At 71.6% G+C, this 21,118-nt stretch carries 28 protein-coding genes; 13 read left to right on the forward strand and 15 right to left on the reverse strand.

What is annotated here, in order from left to right; genetic code table 11:
* Positions 1-7 precede the first annotated feature (7 nt).
* Entirely contained in the window at positions 8-463 is a 456-nt protein-coding gene (locus IF04_RS0114265; protein ID WP_030255915.1) for an Lrp/AsnC family transcriptional regulator, read from the reverse strand.
* 32 nt (positions 464-495) lie between these two features.
* Entirely contained in the window at positions 496-1,176 is a 681-nt protein-coding gene (locus IF04_RS0114270; RefSeq protein ID WP_030255918.1) for a CatB-related O-acetyltransferase, read from the reverse strand.
* Positions 1,177-1,264: 88 nt separating this feature from the next.
* Between IF04_RS0114270 and IF04_RS0114275 the strand changes: the two genes are divergently transcribed.
* Positions 1,265-2,122, forward strand: coding sequence for an SDR family oxidoreductase (locus IF04_RS0114275; RefSeq protein ID WP_030255921.1), 858 nt, complete (start codon positions 1,265-1,267; stop codon positions 2,120-2,122).
* Between the two features lie 18 nt (positions 2,123-2,140).
* On the opposite strand, the gene IF04_RS0114280 is transcribed toward IF04_RS0114275, so the two are convergent.
* The 3 genes from IF04_RS0114280 to IF04_RS0114290 all read right to left on the reverse strand — a co-directional run bounded on the left by IF04_RS0114280 (position 2,141) and on the right by IF04_RS0114290 (position 6,369).
* Entirely contained in the window at positions 2,141-3,853 is a 1,713-nt protein-coding gene (locus tag IF04_RS0114280; protein WP_051831231.1) for a DUF885 domain-containing protein, read from the reverse strand.
* A 66-nt stretch (positions 3,854-3,919) separates the two neighbouring features.
* Positions 3,920-5,347: an amino acid permease gene (locus IF04_RS0114285; RefSeq protein WP_030255926.1), complete on the reverse strand. Its 1,428-nt coding sequence runs from the start codon at positions 5,345-5,347 to the stop codon at positions 3,920-3,922.
* A 305-nt stretch (positions 5,348-5,652) separates the two neighbouring features.
* Entirely contained in the window at positions 5,653-6,369 is a 717-nt protein-coding gene (locus IF04_RS0114290; protein WP_051831232.1) for a CatB-related O-acetyltransferase, read from the reverse strand.
* Positions 6,370-6,544: 175 nt separating this feature from the next.
* Here IF04_RS0114290 and IF04_RS0114295 point away from each other — a divergent pair, with 175 nt between their 5' ends.
* Positions 6,545-7,492 carry a LysR family transcriptional regulator gene (locus IF04_RS0114295; protein ID WP_051831233.1) on the forward strand — a complete coding sequence of 316 codons (948 nt, stop codon included), beginning with the start codon at positions 6,545-6,547 and terminating at the stop codon, positions 7,490-7,492.
* Positions 7,493-7,499: 7 nt separating this feature from the next.
* Here the strand turns inward: IF04_RS0114295 and IF04_RS0114300 are convergent, their stop codons facing one another.
* The 4 genes from IF04_RS0114300 to IF04_RS0114315 form a co-directional block, all read right to left on the reverse strand.
* Positions 7,500-7,832, reverse strand: a complete 333-nt coding sequence (locus tag IF04_RS0114300; protein WP_030255936.1) for a DUF3140 domain-containing protein — start codon at positions 7,830-7,832, stop codon at positions 7,500-7,502.
* Positions 7,833-7,932: 100 nt separating this feature from the next.
* Entirely contained in the window at positions 7,933-8,337 is a 405-nt protein-coding gene (locus IF04_RS0114305; RefSeq protein WP_030255939.1) for a nitroreductase family deazaflavin-dependent oxidoreductase, read from the reverse strand.
* A 73-nt stretch (positions 8,338-8,410) separates the two neighbouring features.
* Entirely contained in the window at positions 8,411-9,229 is an 819-nt protein-coding gene (locus IF04_RS0114310; RefSeq protein WP_030255942.1) for an SDR family NAD(P)-dependent oxidoreductase, read from the reverse strand.
* A gap of 77 nt (positions 9,230-9,306) precedes the next feature.
* A complete protein-coding gene (locus tag IF04_RS0114315) occupies positions 9,307-10,032 on the reverse strand; it encodes an SDR family NAD(P)-dependent oxidoreductase (protein ID WP_030255945.1) in 726 nt (241 codons plus the stop codon).
* Positions 10,033-10,108: 76 nt separating this feature from the next.
* Here IF04_RS0114315 and IF04_RS0114320 point away from each other — a divergent pair, with 76 nt between their 5' ends.
* The 3 genes from IF04_RS0114320 (at position 10,109) to IF04_RS0114330 (ending at position 11,516) form a co-directional block, all read left to right on the forward strand.
* The gene (locus tag IF04_RS0114320) at positions 10,109-10,654 is read left to right on the forward strand and encodes a MarR family winged helix-turn-helix transcriptional regulator (RefSeq protein ID WP_030255948.1); all 546 of its coding nucleotides are present in this window, start codon (positions 10,109-10,111) and stop codon (positions 10,652-10,654) included.
* A gap of 139 nt (positions 10,655-10,793) precedes the next feature.
* The gene (locus IF04_RS0114325) at positions 10,794-11,147 is read left to right on the forward strand and encodes a hypothetical protein (protein WP_030255952.1); all 354 of its coding nucleotides are present in this window, start codon (positions 10,794-10,796) and stop codon (positions 11,145-11,147) included.
* 120 nt (positions 11,148-11,267) lie between these two features.
* Positions 11,268-11,516: a hypothetical protein gene (locus tag IF04_RS0114330; RefSeq protein ID WP_030255954.1), complete on the forward strand. Its 249-nt coding sequence runs from the start codon at positions 11,268-11,270 to the stop codon at positions 11,514-11,516.
* Positions 11,517-11,544: 28 nt separating this feature from the next.
* Here IF04_RS0114330 and IF04_RS0114335 read toward each other — a convergent pair whose 3' ends face one another.
* Genes IF04_RS0114335 through IF04_RS0114345 form a run of 3 tightly spaced genes read right to left on the reverse strand, consistent with a single transcriptional unit; the run spans position 11,545 to position 13,827 of the window.
* Entirely contained in the window at positions 11,545-11,772 is a 228-nt protein-coding gene (locus IF04_RS0114335) for a non-oxidative hydroxyarylic acid decarboxylases subunit D (RefSeq protein ID WP_030255958.1), read from the reverse strand.
* Between the two features lie 31 nt (positions 11,773-11,803).
* Positions 11,804-13,228 (reverse strand): non-oxidative hydroxyarylic acid decarboxylases subunit C, encoded by a 1,425-nt coding sequence (locus IF04_RS0114340; protein ID WP_030255962.1) that lies wholly within the window; start codon positions 13,226-13,228, stop codon positions 11,804-11,806.
* Positions 13,198-13,827 carry a non-oxidative hydroxyarylic acid decarboxylases subunit B gene (locus tag IF04_RS0114345; protein WP_051831234.1) on the reverse strand — a complete coding sequence of 210 codons (630 nt, stop codon included), beginning with the start codon at positions 13,825-13,827 and terminating at the stop codon, positions 13,198-13,200. The genes IF04_RS0114340 and IF04_RS0114345 overlap by 31 nt, the downstream gene beginning before the upstream one ends.
* Before the next feature lie 99 nt (positions 13,828-13,926).
* Between IF04_RS0114345 and IF04_RS0114350 the strand changes: the two genes are divergently transcribed.
* Both IF04_RS0114350 and IF04_RS0114355 read left to right on the forward strand, forming a co-directional pair.
* Entirely contained in the window at positions 13,927-14,811 is an 885-nt protein-coding gene (locus tag IF04_RS0114350) for a helix-turn-helix transcriptional regulator (RefSeq protein WP_030255969.1), read from the forward strand.
* 132 nt (positions 14,812-14,943) lie between these two features.
* Positions 14,944-15,174, forward strand: coding sequence for a hypothetical protein (locus IF04_RS0114355; protein ID WP_030255973.1), 231 nt, complete (start codon positions 14,944-14,946; stop codon positions 15,172-15,174).
* Positions 15,175-15,274: 100 nt separating this feature from the next.
* Here the strand turns inward: IF04_RS0114355 and IF04_RS0114360 are convergent, their stop codons facing one another.
* Positions 15,275-16,498 (reverse strand): FAD-dependent monooxygenase, encoded by a 1,224-nt coding sequence (locus tag IF04_RS0114360; RefSeq protein WP_030255976.1) that lies wholly within the window; start codon positions 16,496-16,498, stop codon positions 15,275-15,277.
* A gap of 94 nt (positions 16,499-16,592) precedes the next feature.
* Between IF04_RS0114360 and IF04_RS0114365 the strand changes: the two genes are divergently transcribed.
* Positions 16,593-17,162 carry a TetR family transcriptional regulator gene (locus IF04_RS0114365; protein WP_030255979.1) on the forward strand — a complete coding sequence of 190 codons (570 nt, stop codon included), beginning with the start codon at positions 16,593-16,595 and terminating at the stop codon, positions 17,160-17,162.
* 68 nt (positions 17,163-17,230) lie between these two features.
* Here IF04_RS0114365 and IF04_RS0114370 read toward each other — a convergent pair whose 3' ends face one another.
* Positions 17,231-18,208 (reverse strand): helix-turn-helix transcriptional regulator, encoded by a 978-nt coding sequence (locus IF04_RS0114370; protein WP_030255982.1) that lies wholly within the window; start codon positions 18,206-18,208, stop codon positions 17,231-17,233.
* A gap of 110 nt (positions 18,209-18,318) precedes the next feature.
* Between IF04_RS0114370 and IF04_RS0114375 the strand changes: the two genes are divergently transcribed.
* Complete coding sequence (locus IF04_RS0114375) at positions 18,319-18,726, forward strand: DUF3224 domain-containing protein (RefSeq protein ID WP_030255987.1); 408 nt, start codon at positions 18,319-18,321, stop codon at positions 18,724-18,726.
* A 97-nt stretch (positions 18,727-18,823) separates the two neighbouring features.
* A complete protein-coding gene (locus IF04_RS0114380) occupies positions 18,824-19,111 on the forward strand; it encodes a hypothetical protein (protein WP_030255990.1) in 288 nt (95 codons plus the stop codon).
* An 80-nt stretch (positions 19,112-19,191) separates the two neighbouring features.
* On the opposite strand, the gene IF04_RS40375 is transcribed toward IF04_RS0114380, so the two are convergent.
* Positions 19,192-19,269 carry a 50S ribosomal protein bL37 gene (locus tag IF04_RS40375; protein WP_370443954.1) on the reverse strand — a complete coding sequence of 26 codons (78 nt, stop codon included), beginning with the start codon at positions 19,267-19,269 and terminating at the stop codon, positions 19,192-19,194.
* Between the two features lie 292 nt (positions 19,270-19,561).
* On the opposite strand from IF04_RS40375, the gene IF04_RS0114385 reads away from it, so the two are divergent.
* From IF04_RS0114385 to IF04_RS0114395, 3 genes are all read left to right on the forward strand, one after another.
* Positions 19,562-19,888: a hypothetical protein gene (locus tag IF04_RS0114385; RefSeq protein WP_157847650.1), complete on the forward strand. Its 327-nt coding sequence runs from the start codon at positions 19,562-19,564 to the stop codon at positions 19,886-19,888.
* A gap of 271 nt (positions 19,889-20,159) precedes the next feature.
* Positions 20,160-20,843: a TNT domain-containing protein gene (locus IF04_RS0114390; RefSeq protein WP_030255996.1), complete on the forward strand. Its 684-nt coding sequence runs from the start codon at positions 20,160-20,162 to the stop codon at positions 20,841-20,843.
* 20 nt (positions 20,844-20,863) lie between these two features.
* Complete coding sequence (locus IF04_RS0114395; protein WP_030255999.1) at positions 20,864-21,097, forward strand: DM13 domain-containing protein; 234 nt, start codon at positions 20,864-20,866, stop codon at positions 21,095-21,097.
* Positions 21,098-21,118 lie beyond the last annotated feature (21 nt).

Consider the following 21,118-nt stretch of genomic DNA (forward strand, 5'->3'; position numbering starts at 1 on the left):
CAGTGCGTCAGGGGCTGAACGGCCGGCCCGGCAGCGGCGACGAGTACACCACATTGGTCGTCACCGCGCCGAGCGCGCCGATCCGCCCCGCCACCTCCTCCAGGTGTCGCATCGACCGCGCCGCGACCTTGATGACGAAGCAGTCGTCGCCCGTGACGTGGTGCGCCTCCAGGATCTCCGGCGTGTTCCCCAGCAGGTCGTGGAGCGGTTTGTAGTCGGCGTCCGGATACCGCAGCCGTACGAAGGCCAGGACCGGCAGCCCGATCCGCTCGGGGTCCACCACGACCGCGTACCCGCGGATCACCCCGGCCTCCTCCAGCCGCCGCACCCGTTCGGTGACGGCGCTGGCCGACATGTTCACCGCCCGCGCCAGCTCGGCGTAGCCCGCCCGCCCGTCCTGCTGCAGGGCGTCGAGTATGCGCCGGTCGGTGGCGTCGGGGGAGTACCGGGAAGAGCTAGTCATGATCGCTGTCTAGCAGCGGAATCCCTCGTGGATCAAGGGTTTTCCCGGGGAAGATCCATTTCGGCGCGGCCGGGCGCCGCGGCCGCCAGTTCGTCGACGCTGCCGGACATGACGGTACGGAGGTGCCGGGTGAGGTGGTCGAGCGGCCAGTCCCACCAGGCGATGTCCAGCAGGCGGGCGATGTCCGCCTCGCTGTACCGGCGGCGCAGCAGCCGGGCCGGATTGCCGCCGACGATGCCGTAATCGGGCACGTCGTCGACGACGACCGACCCGGAGGCGATGACCGCGCCATGGCCGATGCGCACACCGGGCATCACCGTCGACCGGTAGCCGAACCAGACGTCATTGCCGACGACGGTGTCCCCACGGCCGGGCAGACCGCTGATCAGGTCGAAGTGCTCGGCCCACGAGCCGCCCATGATCGGGAAGGGGAAGGTCGACGGGCCGTCCATCCGGTGGTTGGCACCGTTCATCAGGAACCGCACACCCTCGCCCAGCGCGCAGAACTTCCCGATGACCAGCCGCTCCGGCCCGTAGTGGTACAGCACGTTACGGGTCTCGAACGCGGTCGGATCATCCGGATCGTCGTAGTACGAGAACTCGCCCACCTCGATCAGCGGCGAGGTGACGAGCGGTTTGAGCAGCACGACCCGTGGCTGCCCGGGCATCGGGTGCAGCACGGTCGGGTCGGCGGGGAGAGGAGCCTGCGACATGTCGACACCTTTTCTCAAGAGAAGGGGAAACACACGGAAAACGAGATGACAGAGGCCGCCTCGGCGGCCAGGGTGGTCGACCATGGCCATGACGCATGACCCCGAATCGTCCCCGCCCCCGTCCCCGTCCGCCGACGCGCTGCGCCGCGCCCCGTATCCGCTGCGTGGCCGTACCGCGCTGGTCACCGGGGCCAGCCGGCGCGGCGGCATCGGCTATGCCGTCGCCCGCCGGCTGGCCGCGTACGGCGCGAGCATGTATCTGCACCACCATGTCCCGCACGACGCGCGGCAGCCGTGGGGCGCCGACCCGGGCGGGCCCGAAGCGGTCGCGGCAGGCGTCTGGGAAGTGGCCGTTCCCGGCGCGATCGTGACGCACGGACCGGCCGACCTCGCCGACCCTGAAGCCCCGGCCCGCCTCGTCGGCGCCGCCGCGGACGCGCTCGGCGGCCGGGTGGACATCCTCGTCGCCAACCACGCGCTCAGCGGCGGCGACGGCACGCTCGACACCATCGACGCGGCCATGCTGGACGCGCACTGGGCGATCGACACCCGGTCGGTGATCCTGCTGGCCCAGGCGTACGCCCGGCACCGCACCCCCGAGCAGCCCGGCGGCCGCATCGTGATGATGACCTCCGGGCAGGACCAGGGTGGCGGGATGCCGGGCGAGGTGGCGTACGGCCTGGCCAAGGGCGCGCTGGCGTCGGCCACCCGTACGCTCGCCACCACCTTCGCGCCGCTCGGCGTCACGGTGAACACCGTCAACCCCGGCCCCGTCGACACCGGTTACGCCGTCGGCGAGCTCCGCGAGTGGGTCGCCCGGCGCTTCCCCGGCGGCGCGTGGGGAGCGCCCGACGACCCGGCCCGGCTCATCGCCTGGCTGGCGACGGACGAGGCGGCCTGGATCACGGGCGAGGTCATCAACTCGGCAGGCGGCTTCCAGCACTGAGGACCCCGGCCGCCCGGCCTACAGCGCCGACAGCTCGCTCTCCAGGTCGTCCAGGCCCAGCGAGCCCTGGGAGAGCGCCGCCATGTGCCACTTCTTCGGGTCGAAGGCGGCGCCGTGCCGGCGGCGGGCGGCCTCGCGGCCGTTCAGCCAGGCACGCTCGCCCAGCTTGTAGCCGATCGCCTGGCCCGGCATGCCCTGGTAGCGGATGATCTCGCTCTCCACGAAGTCCGACGGACGGCCGCAGTGCGCGTCCATGAACTCCTGCGCCAGCTCCGGCGTCCAGCGCTCGCCCGGCCGGAACGGCGAGTCCTTCGGGATCTCCAGCTCCAGGTGCATGCCGATGTCGATGATCACGCGGATCGCGCGCATCATCTGGGCGTCCAGGTAGCCCAGGCGCCGCTCGGCGTTGCTGAGGAAGCCCAGCTCGTCCATCAGCCGCTCGGCGTACAGCGCCCAGCCCTCGGCGTTGGCGCTGACCATGCCGACCGTGGTCTGGTAGCGGGAGAGCTGGTCGCTGACGTGCGCCCACTGCGCGAGCTGGAGGTGGTGGCCGGGCACGCCCTCGTGGTACCAGGTCGAGACCAGGTCGTACACCTGGAAGCGGGTCTCGCCCATGGTCGGCAGCCACGTGCGGCCCGGGCGCGTGAAGTCCAGCGAAGGGCTGGTGTAGTACGGCGCGGCCGCGGTGCCCGCCGGCGCGATCCGCGACTCCACCCGCTTGACCCGCTCGGCCAGTTCGAAGTGCGTGCCGTCCAGCTTCTCGATGGCCTCGTCCATCAGCGACTGGAGCCACTCGCGGGTCTCCTCGACGCCCTCGACCATCTCGCCGTGCTCGTCCAGCCAGGCCAGCGCCTCCCACGGGGTCTTCGCGCCCGGGAGGACCTTCGCGGCCTCCTTCTCCATCTCGGCGAGCAGCCGGTGGAATTCGGACCAGCCGTACGCGTACGCCTCGTCCAGGTCCGGGTCGCTGCCGTTGTAGTAGCGGGCGAGACGGGCGTACCGCTCGCGGCCCACCACGTCGGGGGCGCCCTCGACGGCCGGCGCGTAGGTGTCGCGCAGCCAGTCGCGCAGCTCGGTGAGCGCGCCGGTGGCGAAGCCGGCCGCGGCGTCCAGCTCGGCGCGCAGGCTCTCGGGTCCGGTCGCGGCGAAGTCGGCGAACCAGCTGCGGTCCGTACCGATCCACTCGCCCAGCTGCCCGAGCACCGTCCGCACCTGCCGCGGACCGGCCGGCAGTCCCCGCTTCAGGCCCTCGCCGAGGGAGGCGCGGTACCCCTCCAGCGCCGCGGGCACCGCGCGCAGCCGCTGCACGACGGCCGCCCAGTCCTCGTCCGTCGCGGTCGGCGTGAGGGTGAAGATGTCGCGTACGGAGTGCAGCGGCGAGCTGAGGTTGCTGACGGCGCGCAGGCCCTCGCCCGCCTCATGGACGGCGAGTTCGGCGGTCAGCCGCTCGCGCAGCAGCCGGGCGCAGCGCCGCTCGCCGTCACTGTCGCCGCCCGGCCGCGCCTCGGCGGCGGCGAGCCGGTCGAGCGTCGTACGGGCGAGCTGGGCCAGCTCCTCCTGCCCCGTGGGGGAGAAGTCGGGCAGCTTGCCGGAGCTCTCCGGTGCGCCGAGGAAGGTGCCGGTGATGGGGTCGAGGGCGATCAGGGCGTCGACGTAGGCGTCGGCGACCTGGCGGGGCAGCGGCTCGGCGGCGGAGCCGGCCCGACCGGTGGAAGCGTTGGGTTCGGACATGGGCCCATCCTGGTACGGATGGGCCCACCGCGTCACCAGCAATACTGGTTACGTGACTGTCCGGGGCTACGCCGTCCGCGAACCGCGGATCCGGTCCCGTACCAACGCGATGCCCACCACGAGCACGGCGGCCAGCAGCGACAGCGTGACCTGCTGCCGCCCGGCGGGGTCGGTCAGCATGTAGACCAGCACGAACGAGATCATGCCGATCGTCGCCCAGGTCAGATACGGGAACAGCCACATCTTCACGACCAGCTTCGACGGGTCGTCCCGCAGGATCATCCCGCGCATCCGCAGCTGTGCGAAACAGATGACCAGCCACACGAACAGCGCGACCGCGCCGGAGGAGTTCAGCAGGAAGGCGAAGACGGTGTCCGGCCACTCGTAGTTGAAGAAGACCGCGACGAAGCCGAAGAGGACGGAGGAGAGGATCGCGGCACGCGGCACGCCGCGGGCGCTGGTCCGCGCGAACGCCTTGGGCGCGTCGCCGCGCTGGCCGAGCGAGAAGGCCATGCGGGAGGCGGTGTAGAGACCGGAGTTGAGACAGGAGAGCACCGCCGTCAGCACGATGACGTTCATGACCTCACCGGCGTGCGGGATGCCGATCGTGTTCAGGGCCGCGACGTAGCTGCCGTCCTTGGTGATCGACTTGTCGTTCCACGGCAGCAGGCTGACCACGACGAAGATCGAGCCGAGGTAGAAGACCCCGATGCGCCAGATGACGCTGTTGGTCGCCTTGGTGACGGCGCGCTGCGGGTTCTCCGACTCGCCGGCGGCGAGCGTGACGATCTCGCTGCCCATGAAGGAGAAGACCACCATGAGCACGCCGGTCAGGATCGACCCCGGACCGTTCGGCATGAACCCGCCGTGTTCGGTGAGGTTCGCGATCCCCGCGGTCTCGCTGTGCGCGCCGGGCAGCACGCCGAAGACGGCCAGCAGGCCGATCGCGACGAAGGCGGCGATCGCGACGACCTTGATCCCGGCGAACCAGAACTCGAATTCACCGTAAGAGGCGACCGACGCCAGGTTCGTCGCGGTGAGCACCACCATCACGATCAGCGCCCAGCCCCACTGCGGCACGGCCGGTATCCAGCCCTCCAGGATCTTCGCGCCGGCCGTCGCCTCGACGGCCAGCACCACCACCCAGAAGAACCAGTACAGCCAGCCGATCGAGAAGCCGGCCCAGCGGCCGAGCGCCCGGTCCGCGTACGCGGAGAACGACCCGGAGCTGGGATAGGCCGCGGCCATCTCGCCCAGCATCCGCATCACGCACACGACCAGCGCGCCGACCAGGGCGTACGACAGGAGGATGGCGGGTCCGGCGGCGGCGATGCCGGAGCCGGAGCCGACGAACAGGCCGGCGCCGATCACCCCGCCGATCGCGATCATGGACAAATGGCGGTTCTTGAGACCGGCCTGCAGGCCGTCCGACGGGCCGTCGCCGGGGGCGGACGGTGGGGGTGGCGCCACGTCGGTCGTCGGTTGCGTGCTCATACGGTCCTCGGCATTTCGGTGGGATTCCATCCCTGCGGGGCAGGGCGCGGCGCGCCGCGGGGTGCGGCGGGCCGCGATGAGGTGCGTCGCGTGGGGGAGGCGGGGAGCCGGCGGCGCGCTGCGGGCGGACGCCCGGCATCCGGGGCCCGGTGTCCCGGGATTCCCCGGCCCCCGGGGATCACCCGGGAGGTCACGGGGGTTCGATCTTGCGTTACGCAGACGCTAGGGAGAATTTCCCCCGCTCACCATGTACAGATGTCACACCCTGCCCGCCGGACCTTTCGACACGTGCACAAACGCGCAGGTCAAGGGCGGTGCGGAACGGCCTTGGCGCCGGTCAGCGTGCACGGATCGGGGTCCGCCGCGACGTCCTCCGGGTCGATTCCGGCATACCGGGCCAGCTGCGCCACGTCGCGGCCCTGGAGGAGTGGGAGCGCTTCCGCGATCCGCTCGTCGCTCCAGTTCCACCAGCCGATCCGCCAGAGCAGCTTGCGGCGCAGCGGGTCGAAGCGGTGCCGGACCATCCTGTTGTTGCCCACCACGACGGAGTAGGGGGCGACATCCTTGGCGACGACGGCGCGCGCGCCGATGATCGAGCCGGTCCCGATGCGCACACCGGGCAGCACGACCGCCTCGTACCCGATCCACACCTCGTGCCCGACGACGGTGTCGCCGGCCGGCGCCCAGGCGTCGTGCTCGTGTGCGAAGAAGTTGAAGCCGTACGGCATCACCGCGTCGGCGTGGGTGTCGTGCCCGTGATTGCCGCCCAGCAGAAACGCCGTGCCCGAGGCGAACTGGCAGAAGTTCCCGATCCGCAGCCGGTCCAGGGGCACGCCCGTGGAGCCGTACTCCGTGCGGTCGTCGAAGGCGTAGCGCAGCCGCGCGGCGAACGACTCCTGGTGGTGATAGCCGCTGTACCAGCTGTGCCGGCCCTCCTCCAGCGAGATCAGCGGATGCGCCGCCACCTCGGGATCGGTGTCGATGCGCTGCACTTCGGTGAAATCCTTGAAGACATCGGTCATGGGCGCGGACGCTAACAGCGCGGCTGCGCAGGGTCTCCCGGATTTCTCACGGGTGCCGCTGGTTGTGTGCCGCCGGTGTGCTGCCGGTAAAGGGGTGTGAGACTTTTGTGCCCGCCGCCGCGGGAGGCCGGCTTTCCGCGGTAACGGGCAGGGTGCGCGTTGTTACGATGCGCCCATGGCGGGGGACGCCGGCCCGACCGGCCGGGAGAACAGTGCACCGACGGACCCGAGTACACATCAACTGAGACTGTTTCTGCTGCTGGCCGAGGAGATGCACTTCGGCCGGGCGGCCAAGCGGGTATTCATGACGCAGCCCGCCTTCTCGCAGCAGATCCGCTCGCTGGAGCGGCGCCTCGGGCTGACCCTGGTCGACCGCACGACGCGCACGGCGGGGCTGACCCCCTCAGGACAGGAACTGCTCCCGGAAATCCGGGCGATGGTGCAGGCCGCCGACCGGCTGCGACAGGTCGCCGGCGAGCGCATCCGTACCCTCTCGGGCCGGGTGGTCATCGGCTCCTTCGAGGCCATCACCTCCATCCACCCGATCCCGGAGATCCTGGAGGAGCTGAAGGCGCGGCATCCGGGGATCGAGGTCGAGATCGCCCGGATGGGCTTCGCGGACTCCGCGGCCACCGTCCTCGCGGGCGGTGTGGACGCGGCGTTCCTCTTCCCGCCCGTGCCGCCCGGGATCCAGACCCAGCACCTCGCCGACCTGCGCCGTGTCGTGTGCCTGGCCGCCTCCGACCCGCTCGCGGACGCGGGCCCGCTGACGCTGAGCCGGCTCAGCGGGCGGCGGAACATCGGGTGGTCGCCGGAAATCCCCAAGGTCTGGCGGGACTTCTGGGGGGTCGACCCGCGCCCCGACGGCAGCCCCGCCCGCTACACGGCCCACCAGATCGCCGAGTTCGAGCCCGCGCTCACGGCCATCGCGCTCGGCGAGGGAGTGCAGTTCCCGCCGGAGCCGGCCCGCTGGCTCTACCAGCGGCACGGCGTCGCCTACGCCGAGGTCACCGACCTGCCGCCGTGCCACACGGCCCTCGCCTGGCGGACCCGCGACCGCGACCGGCCGATAGTGACCGCACTGCGCAGGGCGACCCGCACGGTCCTGGACCGGATCCGGTAACGGACCGTCAGGCGGGCTTGAGCGGGTCGTGGCCGATGTTCATCAGGCCGTGGCGCCAGTCGGCGCCGCCCGCCTGCGGGTCGCGGTGCTCGGCCCGCTGGGTCTCCACGATCTCGCACACCCGCCGCATGACCTGCACGTCGTCCTCCGTGAGGTCGGTACGGCGCTTGCCGAGGATCTCCAGTACGTGCCGCCCGAGCGGCGCACCGGCCTGATCGGGCACCACCTCCGACTCCTGCCCTGCGGCCTGGACGCTCAGCCACTCCTGCAGCTCACGCGACGTCATATTGACGACGGAGTGGAACGCGTCCCACAGCTCGGTGCTGACCTGCGCTGTCACGACATGCCTCCTCGGGCTCACGACCGCCCGGAATCACCCGGAATGTACGCCGCACAGGTATCCCGCGACCCAGCGGGGCAAACCCCGCGTCACCCGGCCGTCAGCCAGTACGTTCCAGCACCACGACCGGGATGTCCCGGTCGGTCTTCTGCTGGTACTCGTCGTACTGCGGCCAGGTCGCCGCCATCGTCTCCCACATCGCCGGCTTCTCCTCCGGCGTCGCGGTACGGGCGCGCGCGGTGAACCGGTCGCCCTTCACCTGCACCCGCACCTCGGGGTCCGCCTGGAGGTTCAGGTACCACAGGGGCGGCACGTCCGAGCCGCCCTTGGAGGCGACGACCAGCAGATCGTCACCGAAGCGCTGGTAGATCAGCGGCGTGCTGCGCTGCTCGCCGCTCTTGCGGCCGGTGGTGGTGAGGATGAGCGTCGTGGTGCCCTGCCACTCGTGCCCTTCCGCGCCATCGGTCTCGACGTACCGCTTCACATGCTCCTTGCCGAACAGCATCGGCCGACTCCTTCTTACGGACGAACAGGGACAGGACAAACCTGCCATCGTGCAGCGCGGAGTACACCTCGATTCAGCGCCGATCTGCGCCCGGCATGCCCCGCATCCCCGCCTCGGCCGCGACCAGCCGGTCCAGCGCCTCGTCGGCGTCCGCCAGACCCGGTACGCACACCACCTCACCCCGCTCCAGCGCTGCCAGCGAGGCCGTCACCACCTCGTCCACCGGCATTCCCCCCTCCGCGTGAACCCGCTGCTCCGTCCCCGCGACCGGCTCCTCACCCGTCGTCAGATGGAACTCGGTGGCGGTGAGCCCCGGGCACAGCACCTGGATGCGCAGCGGAGTGCCCGCCAGCTCGGCCGCGAGGGTCCGGGTGAAGGTGACGACGTACCCCTTCGTGCCGCCGTAGACGGCGCGCCGGGGGAGCGGATCGGGCGGCAGCGAGCCGGCGAAGGCCAGCCGGGAGGCGACATTGACCACCGCGCCCCGGCCGCGCTTCAGCATCCCGGGCACGGCGGCCCGGGTCAGCACCGTCAGCGCCGTGACATTGACGTTCAGCACCCGCGTCAGCAGCACCGGGTCGACCTCGGTGAAGTATCCGTAGCCGTTGATGCCCGCGTTGTTGACCAGCAGCGCCACGTCCTCGGCCGCGACCCGCTCGGCCGTCCGCGTCAGATCCTCCGGCACGGCCAAGTCGGCGACGAGCGTCTCGACGGCAACCCCTGCCGTCTCCCGCAACCGCCCGGCAAGCTCCTCCAGCCGCTGCCCCCGCCGCGCCACGAGCACCAAGTCCCAACCCGCCTCGGCAAGCCGCTCGGCATACCGCGTACCGATCCCCGACGAGGCCCCGGTCACCACGGCCGTACCCGGGCTGCCGGCTCCGGTCGTCTCCATGCCCGCACTCACTCCTTCACTGATCGGCGCACGCGAAGCTACCGGAACACCTTATTCCGGTAGCCTTCCGGCGCACGTCAACGCGTGGTGAAGGCGCCGCCGTTGACGTGGATCGTCTGCCCGGTGATGTGCCGGGCCCCGGGGGAGGCGAGGAAGAAGACCGTCTGGGCGATGTCCTCCGGCGTGCCCGGGCGCTTGTTGTGCGTCTCCTGGACCAGCCTGTCGTGCCGGGCGTCCGGGAGCTGTCCGCCGAAGAAGGCGGTGCCGGTGACGTAACCGGAGGAGATCACGTTCGTGGTGATGCCGTGCGGCCCCACCTCGGCGGAGAACGCGGCGTTCCACGCCTGGAGGGCGGCCTTGGCCGCGCCGTACGAGCCGCCGCCGCGCTCAGCACCGATCGACCCGATGCTGATCACGGAGCTGCCGTCGGCGAGGAGCTCCCGTACCGCCGCGGTGGTCAGCACCGCGCCGAGCACGTTCTGGGAGAGGTGGCCGTGCCATTCGGCGCGCAGCTTCTCCAGCGGCGAGCCCTCGGCCGATGAGGCGTCGAACAGGCCGCCCGCCGCGTTCACCAGGACGTCGAGCCGGCCCGTCGCGCCGATCCGGGCCGCGAGGGCGGTGGCCTGTCCGGGATCGGTCGCGTCACAGACGACGCCCTGGACGCCCAGCTCCGCCGCGGTGCGTTCCACGGTGTCGGCGTGGCGCCCGGTGATGAAGACCTTCGCCCCGTCGGCGGCGAACGCCTTGGCGACGGCGCGTCCGATGCCGCTGGTGCCGCCGGTGACGAGCACGGTGCGAGTCATGAGGTTCCTCCCCTGAGAACTTCTGCGCACTGCTATGTTTAGATCTAAACGTAGACTACGGCAGCGGGAGCGCACCATGGGCGAGGATCTCGGCGGCGCCGCGAGCGGAGCCGTCCCGTCGTACCCCGCCGCCGAGATCGCGGCCGCCTGGCAGCGGGAGCGGCCGGGTACGCCCACCGATTCGATCGAGATCGTGACGCCGATTTGGTGGCTGGGGAAGCTCTTCGCGATCGACCGCGACCGGGCGCTCCGCGCCGCGGGCATCGACACGGCCACCCTCGACCTGCTGTCCGTCATCCGCCGTGCCGGACCGCCGTACTCCCTCAGCACGCGGGAGATCGCCCGGCGGACGTTGGTCACCGCGGGCGCGATCTCTCAGCGGGTCGCGCGCGCCGAGCGCGGCGGACTCGTCCGGCGGGCCCCGGCCGGGCCCGGGAGCCGGGCCGTCCTGGTGTCGCTGACCGACGAGGGCCACGCGCTCGTCGAGCACTCCGTCGACGAGGTGCTCGGCCGCGAAGCCACCCTCGTGGCCGGCCTGTCGGCGTCCGAACGCGCCACTCTCGCCGCGCTGCTGGACAAGCTGCTCACGGACGTCAGGACGCGCACCGCCGACTCCGGCTGACCACGCTGTTCCTCACTCAGCGTCACGATCTCCCTGGTTTTCCGCGGGCGCGCGGGTGGGAGCAATTCCTGGCATACGACCGGAGTTCCGTAGCGCTCCAGGGAGTACGGGCCCGGCCCGAGAAAGTCCAGGAGAGACCATGAAGCTGACCGCCACAGGGATGAAGGCCATCGCGGCCGCCGCCGTCATGGTGACCGCGCTCGCCGTCCCGGCCGCCACTTCTTCGCCGTCCGCCATCGCGTACGCCGCCGCCGCTGTGCCGCCCGGCTTGTCCTGCGACACCGGTAAGCACGCCAACGACGAGTACACCGGTTATGCGCTCTGCCGGAACAACGGCGGCGCGCCGCAGACCTTCTGGGTGCATCTGGTCTGCGGCTGGGCGCCCGATGTGGACGGCGAGCACGTCACGCTGAACCCCGGACAGTCGGGGCAGTCCACCGCACACTGCGGCCGCCTCGGCACCGGCATCGGGGAGATTTCGGTGCAGCCGTAGGACGCGGGGCCCGCCGTTCGGGTGGCGGTACGTGTGTCGATTCAGCGACTTGGCTACTCATCGACCAATGAGGTGGCGAGGGAACGCCGCCTCCTCCTGTGGCAACCGATGGAGGTATCGATGAAGCGCTCCGCTCTGCGCCTGGCCGCGGTCGCACTCCCCGTGACGGCACTCGTCCTGAGCAGTGGTGGTACGGCGACCGCGCACGATGACGACGAGGACTTCCTGAAGAGCAGGATCGTCGTCACCAAGACGTTCCACCACTGCGACGGCGCCGCGCCGCACGGAACGCACACCTGCGGCGCATGGTCGTACTCGGCGTCCATCGAGACCGGCAGGGACGGCGACCTCGAGCTCTACAACGACTGAGATCCTCTGCAACGGCTGAGAGCCGCTGTCAGCCGGCGTGCAGCGGGGGCACCGCCGGGACCTCGATGGCGTTGTCCATGTCCTCCTGGGTGAGGCGGAACTGCGCGGGGTACGCGTCGCGCCGGGTACGGCGGGCGGGCTCGGTGGTGCGCCAGGTGTACAGGCAGCGGGCGCACTGGAGCACGTCCCAGACGCCGGGGACGGGGGAGTGGGCGAGGGTGTCGAGCGCGTCGTGCGCGCAGCGGGGGCAGATCATGAGTACCTCGGGGAGTCGTGTGGTCGTGGTGTCAGCGGGCGGCCAGGAGGGAGTTCAGCCGGCCGATCCACTCCTTGGTCTCGGGCAGGTCGCGGACCGGCGTGCTGAAGTTGCCGCGGTTGTCGGGCGAGACCGGGGTCGTGGCGTCGATGATCATCTTGCTGGTGATGCCGGCGGGGGAGGCGGACGGCGCCAGTTCCACGACCGAGAGGTTCGGGATGATCACTACGTCGTCCGCCGGGTTGACCTTCGACGACATCGCCCACATCACCTGCGGCAGGTTGAAGGGGTCGACGTCCTCGTCGACGAGGATCACCTGGGCGACGTACCCCAGCCCGTGGCGCGTGGTCATCGCGCGCATCCCGACCGCCTTGGCGAAGCCGCCGTACCGCTTCGCCGTCGAGATGATCACGGCCAGGCCGTGCGTGTACATCGCGTTGACGGCCTGCACCTCGGGGAACTCCGCGCGCAGCTGCTTCAGCAGCGGCACGCAGGTGTTGGGCCCGACGAGGTAGTCCACCTCGGTCCACGGCATGCCCAGGTAGAGCGACTCGAAGACCGGGTTCGTGCGGTACGAGATACGGTCGATGCGGACCACCGGCATCCGGCGGCCGCCCGAGTAATGGCCGGTGAACTCGCCGAACGGCCCCTCGATCTGCCGCTTGCGGCCCTCGATCACGCCCTCGATGACGACCTCCGAGCCCCAGGGCACGTCGAAGCCGGTGAGCGGCGCGGTGGCGATCGGCGCGGGCGCGCCGCGCAGCGCGCCGGCCATCTCGTACTCGGAACGGTCGTACCCCATCGGCATACCGGCCACGATCGAGATCACCGGCTCGTTGCCCAGTGTGATCGCGATGGGCAGGTCCTCGTCGCGGCTCTCGGCCGCCTTCAGATGCAGTGCCACGTCGTGCACCGGGACCGGCTGGATGGCGAGCCGGTCGCGGCCGATGACCTCCAGGCGGTACGTGCCGACGTTCTGCTTGCCGAAGTGGTCCGGGTCGTCGGGGTCGCGGGAGACGACCGCGGCCTTGTCGAGGTAGAAGCCGCCGTCCCCGTCGTTGAGGCGGAAGAGCGGGAGGACCTCGAAGAGGTCGACGTCCGCGCCCTCCTGCGTGTTCTCGCGCCAGGGCGCGTCCTCGCGGCGCTCGGGCGCGACGGGGAAGTCGTCCCAGCGTCGCGCGAACTCCTCGACCTGGTCCTTGACCGAGGTGGCCGCGGGCAGGCCGAGCGCGAGGGCGTGGTTGCGCCAGGAGCCGTGCACGTTCAGCGCGATCCGGGCGTCGGTGAAGCCCTTGACATTGTCGAAGTACAGGGCGGGGGCACCCTCGCCGATCCGGCCCGCCGCGTTGGCGGCCGCTGCCAGGTCCGGCTCGGGCAGCACCTCATCGGTGATGCGCAGTAGCTGGCCCTCGCCCTCCAGGGCGGTCAGAAAGCTGCGGAGGTCGTCGTAGGCCATGTCTGCTCCTTGCTGTTCTTGCTGTTGTTCCGCGCCGCCCGCATGCCCTGCCACCGCTTGGCGGCGGGCGCCGGCAGGTCGAACTGGTCGACGATGCGGGCGGTGATGTGGTCGACGATGTCGTCGACCGAGGCGGGGTGGTTGTAGAAGGCGGGCATCGGCGGCACGATCTGCACGCCCATCCGCGCCAGCGCCAGCATGTTCTCCAGATGGATCTCGCTGAGCGGCGTCTCCCGCGGGACGACCACCAGCCTGCGGCGCTCCTTCAGTACGACGTCGGCGGCGCGGCCGACCAGCCCGTCGGCGTAACCGGCCCGGATCCCGGCGAGCGTCTTCATCGAGCAGGGCACGATGATCATGCCGTCCGTCCGGAACGACCCGGACGAGATGGCCGCGCCCTGGTCCTCGGGGCTGTGCACGACATCGGCCAGCCCGGCGACCTCGCGCGCGCTCCGCCCGGTCTCCAGCTCGATCGTGGACCGGGCCCAGCGGCTCAGTACGAGATGGGTCTCCACCTCCGGCAGCTCGGCCAGGTGTTCCAGCACCCGTATCCCGAAGACGGCCCCGGTCGCCCCGGTCATTCCCACGATCAGCCGCACGTCGCACCTCAGCTCTCCGGCAGCTTCCGGCTCCTCGCTGCCTCTTGTGCGACCGTAGGAGGGGGTACGGGGACGACAGCGGTACGCTACGGACTCAGCATGGGAAAAAACGGACAGCTCTCGATCACGGACGTCGCCTACCGGCCGTCTCTCGGGGCGCCCATTGGCATGGACGTCCTGGACTTCGCCGAACTGCGGGCCCGCGGACACCGCCGCGGCATCGATCTCGGGTCCCCGCAGCGCCCCGGCTTCCACCACCTCATCCACGTCCGCTCCGGCACCCTGCGGCACACCGTGGACTTCTCCGAGCACGTCCTGCACGCCGGCAGCTGGCTGTGGATCCAGCCGGGCCAGGTGCACCAGTACGTCCCCGAGGACCTGGCGGCCGCGCGCGGCACCATCGTGATCTGGCAGCCCGGCTTCGCCGACGCCGAGGCGCCCTTCGAGCAGACCCCGCTGCTGCCGGACGGGCCGCACGCCCGCGCCACCCAGCTCGCCCTGCGCCACCTCACCCACGAGTACGCCGACCTGGCCTCCATCCCCCTCCAGGCACACATCGAGGCACTGCGTCTGCTGCTGGCCGTGCTGCTGCTGCGGCTCGCCCACGCGCGCCCCGAGCCCCCCGCCGCGCACCGTCCCGGCGGCGCCTTCGCGCATTACCACGCCGCCGTCGAGCGCGACTTCGCCGACACGCACCGCGTCGCCGACTACGCCACCGCGCTCGGCTACAACGTCCGTACCCTCACCCGCGCCACGCTGGCCGCCACCGGCCTGACCGCCAAGCAGTACCTCGACGCCCGCATCCTCCTGGAGGCCAAGCGCCTCCTGGTGCACACCGACGCCCCGGCGGCCGAGGTCTCCCGCCGGCTCGGCTTCCGCGAGCCGGGCGACTTCTCCAAGTTCTTCCGCAAGCGCGACGGCCGCACGCCGCAGCAGTTCCGCGCGGTGGCCCGCGGCGCGGCACAACAGGCACGTGCGGAGTGACAATCCGACGACTCGGTGACCAGGCGGAACGCGGTCGGCCATCAGGGTCAATTGCCCGAGCGCCGCGCTTCGGGGAGCGGTAGGGCGGAGAAGCATGGGGGCGATCAACCCACCTACCTGAAGAGGTATGACATGCGCAAGATCTTCGCTCGTACCGCTGCGTCTCTCGCCCTGGCCTCGGCAGCCATCGTCCCGATGAGCGGCGTCGCCTCCGCGCACAACGACCACGACAGCGCCGGCGGGGGGATGAGCGGCTCGGCGAGCAGCATGACCAGCGTCGGCGGGCACGACGGGGTCGTGACCGTGGGCGACGCGCGGGCCGCTGCCTACTGGATGGGCTTCGTCCACGCGGGCATGCACTGACCGGCCCGGGCGACGGCTGAGCTGTCGTGCCGTCCGGTGGCGGTGTTGCCCCAGTGCGGGGGCGGCACCGCCACTGTGCTTACTGGGGTATGACGCATCGTCAGGAAGCGGGCGGGCCCGCCACCGGCTCCCGCTGCACGTCATGGGCGTGGATCCAGCCGAAGTCCGCCGGCACCGTGGCCAGCTTCCGGTCCCGCCGCTCGGCCGCCGGCCCGTCGGGAAGGTGCAGCAGGCCGGAAGTGACCCAGGAGCTGCGCTGCACCTGACGGGTGCGCACCCGCCGGAGCCCTTCGTACCGTTGCAGGGCCACGCCGTACGCGTCGGATCCGCCGGCCTCCCGCGCGTCGGCCAGGCAGTCCGCCAGCGTCACGGCGTCCTCGATGGTCTGGTTGGCGCCCTGCCCGTGGTGCGGCAGCATTGCGTGTGCCGCGTCCCCGATCAGCACCGCCCGGCCGCGGCTCCACCGCCGCAGCGGCGCCTGCCCGAAGAGACCCCACCGCGCGCTCTGCGGCGCGCCCGCGAGCATCTCGGTGATCGCCGGATGCCAGCCGTCGAACGCCGCGAGGAGCTCCCCGGGCGCGGCCGCTGCCCGCCAGGTGTCCGCGGTCCACCGCTCCGGCCCCTCCACCACCGCGAGGAAGTTGACCGTACCGGCGCTGTCGATGGGGTAATGCAGCACATGCGCGCCGGGTCCCATCCAGAACTGGATGGCCTCCGGGTCCGGCAGCGAGGGCAGCGCCCCGGCCGGTACCAGGCCGCGAAAGCCGCTCGTGCCGGAGTACGCGGTGACGTCCTCGGCCGTGACATGGCGCCGCACGGTGGAGTGCACGCCGTCCGCGCCGACGACGAGGCCGGCCCGCACGCTCCGGCCGTCCGCGAGATCCAGACGTATCCCGCCGTCCTCGGTCGTTGTGTCCTCGCGCACCCCGCTGACCGCCGTGCCCAGGTGCAGCCGCTCGCTGCCCCAGGCGTCGCCGAGGATGCGTTGGAAGGCCGCGCGGTGCACGCCCAGGTAGGGGCCGCCGAACCGGGCGCGGTACGCGTCGCCGACCGGGTGCGCGGCGATGCGGCGGCCGTCCCGCCAGTGCCGGTACACCAGCTCGGTGGGCTGGGCGCCGGCGGCCGTCAGCTCCGCGTCCAGGCCGAGCCGGGCGAGCAGCCGGGTGGCGTTCGCCGACAGCGCCACCGCCGCGCCGACCTCCCGCAACTGCGGTGCCTGCTCGTGGATTTCCGCGTCGATGCCGCGTGCCCGCAGGGCGAGCGCCAGGGTGAGCCCGCCGATACTGGCTCCCACGATCGCAATGTCCGGGCTCGTTGCGCCCATGCCTCGCCTCCTCGTCTCACCGCTGTTGATGTACCGATCGGTACATCAACGGTTCGCGTTGGACTGTAGGTGTACCGATCGGTACGGTCAAGGGGTGCCTCGTGCGACCGATTCACGGAAACGGACCGAACTGCTGGCGAAGGTGGTGCAGCATCTGGAGCACCACGGCCTGGCGGGCCTGTCGTTGAGCCCACTTGCGGAAGCGGTGGGCACCAGCAAACGGATGCTGCTGTACTACTTCGGCAGCCGGGAGAACCTGCTGGCCCAGGCCCTGGCGGCCAGCAGGCCCGACGCCGAGGCGATGTTCGGCGGCGTCGACGACGCGGCGGGGCTGCACCGCGCCGCCCACGCCCTGTGGGAGGCGATCACGGTCGGCAGGCAGCGCGGCCTCGTCCGCATGCTGCTGCAACTGCTCAGCCTGGCCACCACACAGTCGGAGCCGTACGGAGCGCTGGCCGCCGACGCGGTCGAGGTCATGGTCGGCCCGATCGCCGCCGCCTACGTACGGCTCGGCCATGCGGAAGAGGACGCCAGGGTGCGGGCCACGCTGCTGGTCTCGGGCCTGCGCGGGCTGTGCCAAGACCGCCTGGTCACCGGCGACACGGCCCGCATCGACGCCGCGGCGCACCGTCTCATCGAGGACGCCACGAGCCCGGCCGGCTGAACGGGCCGTGCGCGGCCTTCCGGGTCAGCGCCTGCGGCGGCGCCCGGCCGGGGTCCGGGCACCGGCTCTCAGGGCGTCGCCGTGTAACGGTGCGTCAGTTCGGTCACCGTCCGGGCCACGGCCGCGCGTAGCTCGGGCGGGCCGAGGACCTCTGCCTCCGTGCCCAGTCTGAGCAGGTCACCGACCGCGACGGACGGTGTCTCGACCGCCATCTCGACCCGGACCCAGCCCTCGTCGTCGGGCGGCCCGGCCGCCGCGAGGGCCCGCGTGCCCGCCGCCCCGAACTGCATGGGCAGCAGCTGCCGGCCGCGGGGCGAGATCCGCAGTTGCGCGACGCCCTGCTGGAGCGCGGTCTCCAGGCGGCGGGAGGACTCCGCCCAATGCGCGGCCAGGTCGAATTCCGCCGGCCGGTCGAAGAGCTGCTCCGTGACGTCGACGGACACCAGGCGGGATATCCGATAGGTGCGGATCGGCTCGCCCGCTATGGCCACCAAGTACCAGATGCCGCCCTTGAGGACGAGGCCGAGCGGGCCGAGGTCGAGCGCGCGATGGCCGGCACCGCCCCACTTGCGGTACTGGACGCGCAGTACGCGCTGTTCCCACACCGCCTGTGCGACGCGGCCGAGATGGGGGACCGGGTCGGCCTCGCGGAACCACGCGGATGCGTCCAGATGGAACCGGTCCTGGATGCGCCGCGACCGGTCCGCCAGCCCGGCCGGCAGCGCTGCTTGCAGCTTGAGCTGTGCGGTGGCCAGCACCGAGCCGAGGCCCAACTCGCCTGCTGCGCCCGGCGCCCCGGCGAGGAAGAGCGCGTCGGCCTCCGCGTCGGTGAGCCCGGTGAGCCGTGTGCGGTAGCCGTCCATCAGGCGGTAGCCGCCGACGGGGCCGCGGTCGGCGCACACCGGGACGCCCGACGCGCCGAGCGCCTCGATGTCCCGGTACACGGTACGGACCGACACCTCCAGCTCCGCGGCGAGTTCGGACGCCGTCATCCGCCCGCGGCTCTGGAGCAGGAGAAGCAGGGAGAGAAGTCGGTCGGCACGCATGGACGCCATTGTCCGGTGCACCGGGTACCTGACAGAAGGTGTCAGGTACGGCGGACAGGCTGGTCGCACACCGCGCGGCGCAGGCCGTGCGACCGATCGAAAGGGCGGCCATGCCCGCACAGACCACCGGTCACTTCACCTACGCCGACTGGCAGGAGCGCACCCTCGGCCCGGCCGAGGCGCACCCGAAGCTCGCGCACGCCTCCGTCACCAACTCCTTCGCCGGGGGCATCGAGGCCGCCCGCACGACGTGCGAGTACACGATCGTCTACGCCACCGAGAAGACCGGCACGTTCACCGGCATGGAGCTGCTGACCGGCAGCGTCGACGGACGCGAGGGCACCTTCGTTGTCGAGGAGCGCGGCTCGTTCGAGCCCGACGGCACCGTGCGCTGCGCCTTCGAGGTGGTGCCGGGGACGGGCACCGGAGAGCTGGCCGGGCTGCGCGGAACCGGCGCCTTCACCGCCGTGCACGGCGCACCGTCCGTCCCGTACACCTTCGAGTACGACCTGGACTGACGCCCATTCACCCGGACGGGGGTGGTGCGGAAGCGATGGCCAAGGGGCGGTGGTGCCATGGGGCGTGTGGGGGTCTCCCCGACGAGAAGAGGTCATCATGCGCAGGATCGTGCTGTCCGCCGGTACGGCGGTGCTGACGGGTGTGCTGCTGGCGGGCCCGGCAGCGGCGGCGCCGCAGTACACGTCGGTGGCGTCCGTCGCTGCGTCGCAGACGGTGACGGAGCCGGACGGCGGCTACGACGAGGATGACGGCGGCGGCGGGGGATACGGCCTGTGGGGTCTGCTGGGGCTGCTCGGCCTGGTGGGACTGGTCCCGAGAAAGATCAAGAGGGAGCAGCGGACGACGACCACACGCCCCGGCGGTACGGGGAGTACCCCTCAGTAAAGCCCGACGAGAGGTAGGACGAGGGGTAGCAGGAGGCCGGCGGGCCATGGCCCGCCGGCCTCCTGCCGGCATCCGGTCCTTCAGGACTGCGGACGGCTGCCGTGGTTGGCACCGTTCTTGCGACGTGCCTTCTTCTTGCGGCGGCGCTTGGACGACATGACGGCTCCTTTCTCGCGTTGCTTTAGCCGAGTTTCCACCCTTTCATACCGGTATCCCGCTCGGCGATCTCGGGGGCCCGTACCCAGCAGCGAACGCGCAACGCCACCTCTTTCGCGTGAACCACCTCACGGTGATGCGACCACCACCTCACGGTGCAACGACCGGCGCCCGCCTGGGGCACCGTGCGATCCAGTGATCTCCGCGCCGGTAGTCGAGTGAAGTTCCGTTAGCCAGGCGCCACCGCGCGGAAGGACGGACACGTCACATCCATGATGCGAGGGAGAGAGCACCGTGCGTACCCGACTCGCGGCAGGTGCGGCAGCCGCCGCCTCCATGATCGTCCTTCTCGGCGCCCCCGTGGCCGCCGCCTACGCACCGGCGTCCGCCGCCGGCGCAGTGCAGGTCGCCGACCCCGGCGACGAAGACCCCGTCAACGGCCCGACCGGCATGGCGGGCGACACGGTGACCGAGCAGCCGGGCGCCACCCCGGGGCAGGAGCAGAACGCAATGCCAGGGGAGCCGCAGCAGCCGGGCCAGCCGAAGCAGCAGGGCAACAGCGGCCTCCTCGGCGGTGGCGGCAAGGGCGGCCTGCTGGGCCTGGGGCTGCTGGGCCTCTGAAGAACCGGCCCGCCAAAAGAGCACACGTGGCAGGGGTCGCCCTCGCGGGCGGCCCCTGCTGCGTTGCTGTGTGGGGCCCGTCGTCCTGCTCGCGGCAGGTGGCCGGAAATCGGCGTAGCGTGCTACCGCCCTGCGTGAACGACCGGTTACCGTGCGGAACGGCCCGAGCTGATGGCGTATCAGCAGCGTGTACGCGTACACCCGTGCACGCCGTCCGCCCGGTATGCCGTCCCCACGCAGCAGGTCTGCACGACCGCACAAGGAGCCCTGAGTGAACCGACTCCGTACCCTGCTCGCCGCGCTCGGCCTGGCCGCCGGGCTGGCGGCCGCCCCCGCCGCGAGCGCCGCGCCGCAGCAGCAGGAGAAGCGCCCGGCGGCCGAGGCCGCCGCCCGCCCCCAGCCCTGCACCGGCAAGTTCAACGGTGACGCGCGGCTCGGCCCGAAGTGGCTGCCGAACAAGAACCTGGCGCCGGTGGGCCCGCTGCTGAAGGGGTACCACCGGACGGGCGCGCTGTCGCCCGCCGCCTTCCTGAAGAAGTACTGGGAGGGGCCGGCGGACTCGGGCAGCTGGAAGTACCCGCCCAATGACGGATTCGCCGAGGTCAACGGCGAGATCGACAAGGAGCCCGCGAAGCTGCGCACCGGGCAGCGGCTGGACCGCTTCGGCTCCGAGTTCGGCGGGTACCTGGCGCCGGCCGGCGACCCGTACGCCGAGCGCGCGCTGCCCCCGCAGAACCTCAACACCCGCGAAGCCGCCTCGCCGTGCGACTACCACACGTACAAGGTGATCAAGCCGTTCTGGGTGTGGCAGGGCAGCATCGCCCCCTGGTTCGAACAGCCCGGCGGCGGCCAGCAGATCAAGCTGGACGCGGTGTTCCTGAACCCGGGCGAGGGCCAGCGGCTCAACGTGAAGTGGCTGCTGGACCACCGCTACCTCACGCGGGCGGACGCGTAGACCGGACGGCGGACGACGCCATGGACCGGCAGCAGCTGCGGTCCGCGCTGCGCGCGGCCGGGGTGGCCGACGGCCACTACCGCCTCGAGGGCGTGCACGAGCCGGCCCCCACGCCCCCCGACTTCCTGTATCTGCGCAGGACGCCGGACGGGGCGTGGGAGACCGGTGCGTACGAACGCGGCCGTTACGAGGTCATCGCCCGCCACCCGGACGAAGCCACGGCCTGCACCCACCTGCTGGCCCTCCTGACGTGAGGGCCACGCCCGGTTCCGCCG

It is taken from the genome of Streptomyces violens (genome assembly GCF_000717745.1).
GTDB classification, from domain to species: Bacteria; Actinomycetota; Actinomycetes; order Streptomycetales; family Streptomycetaceae; genus Streptomyces; species Streptomyces violens.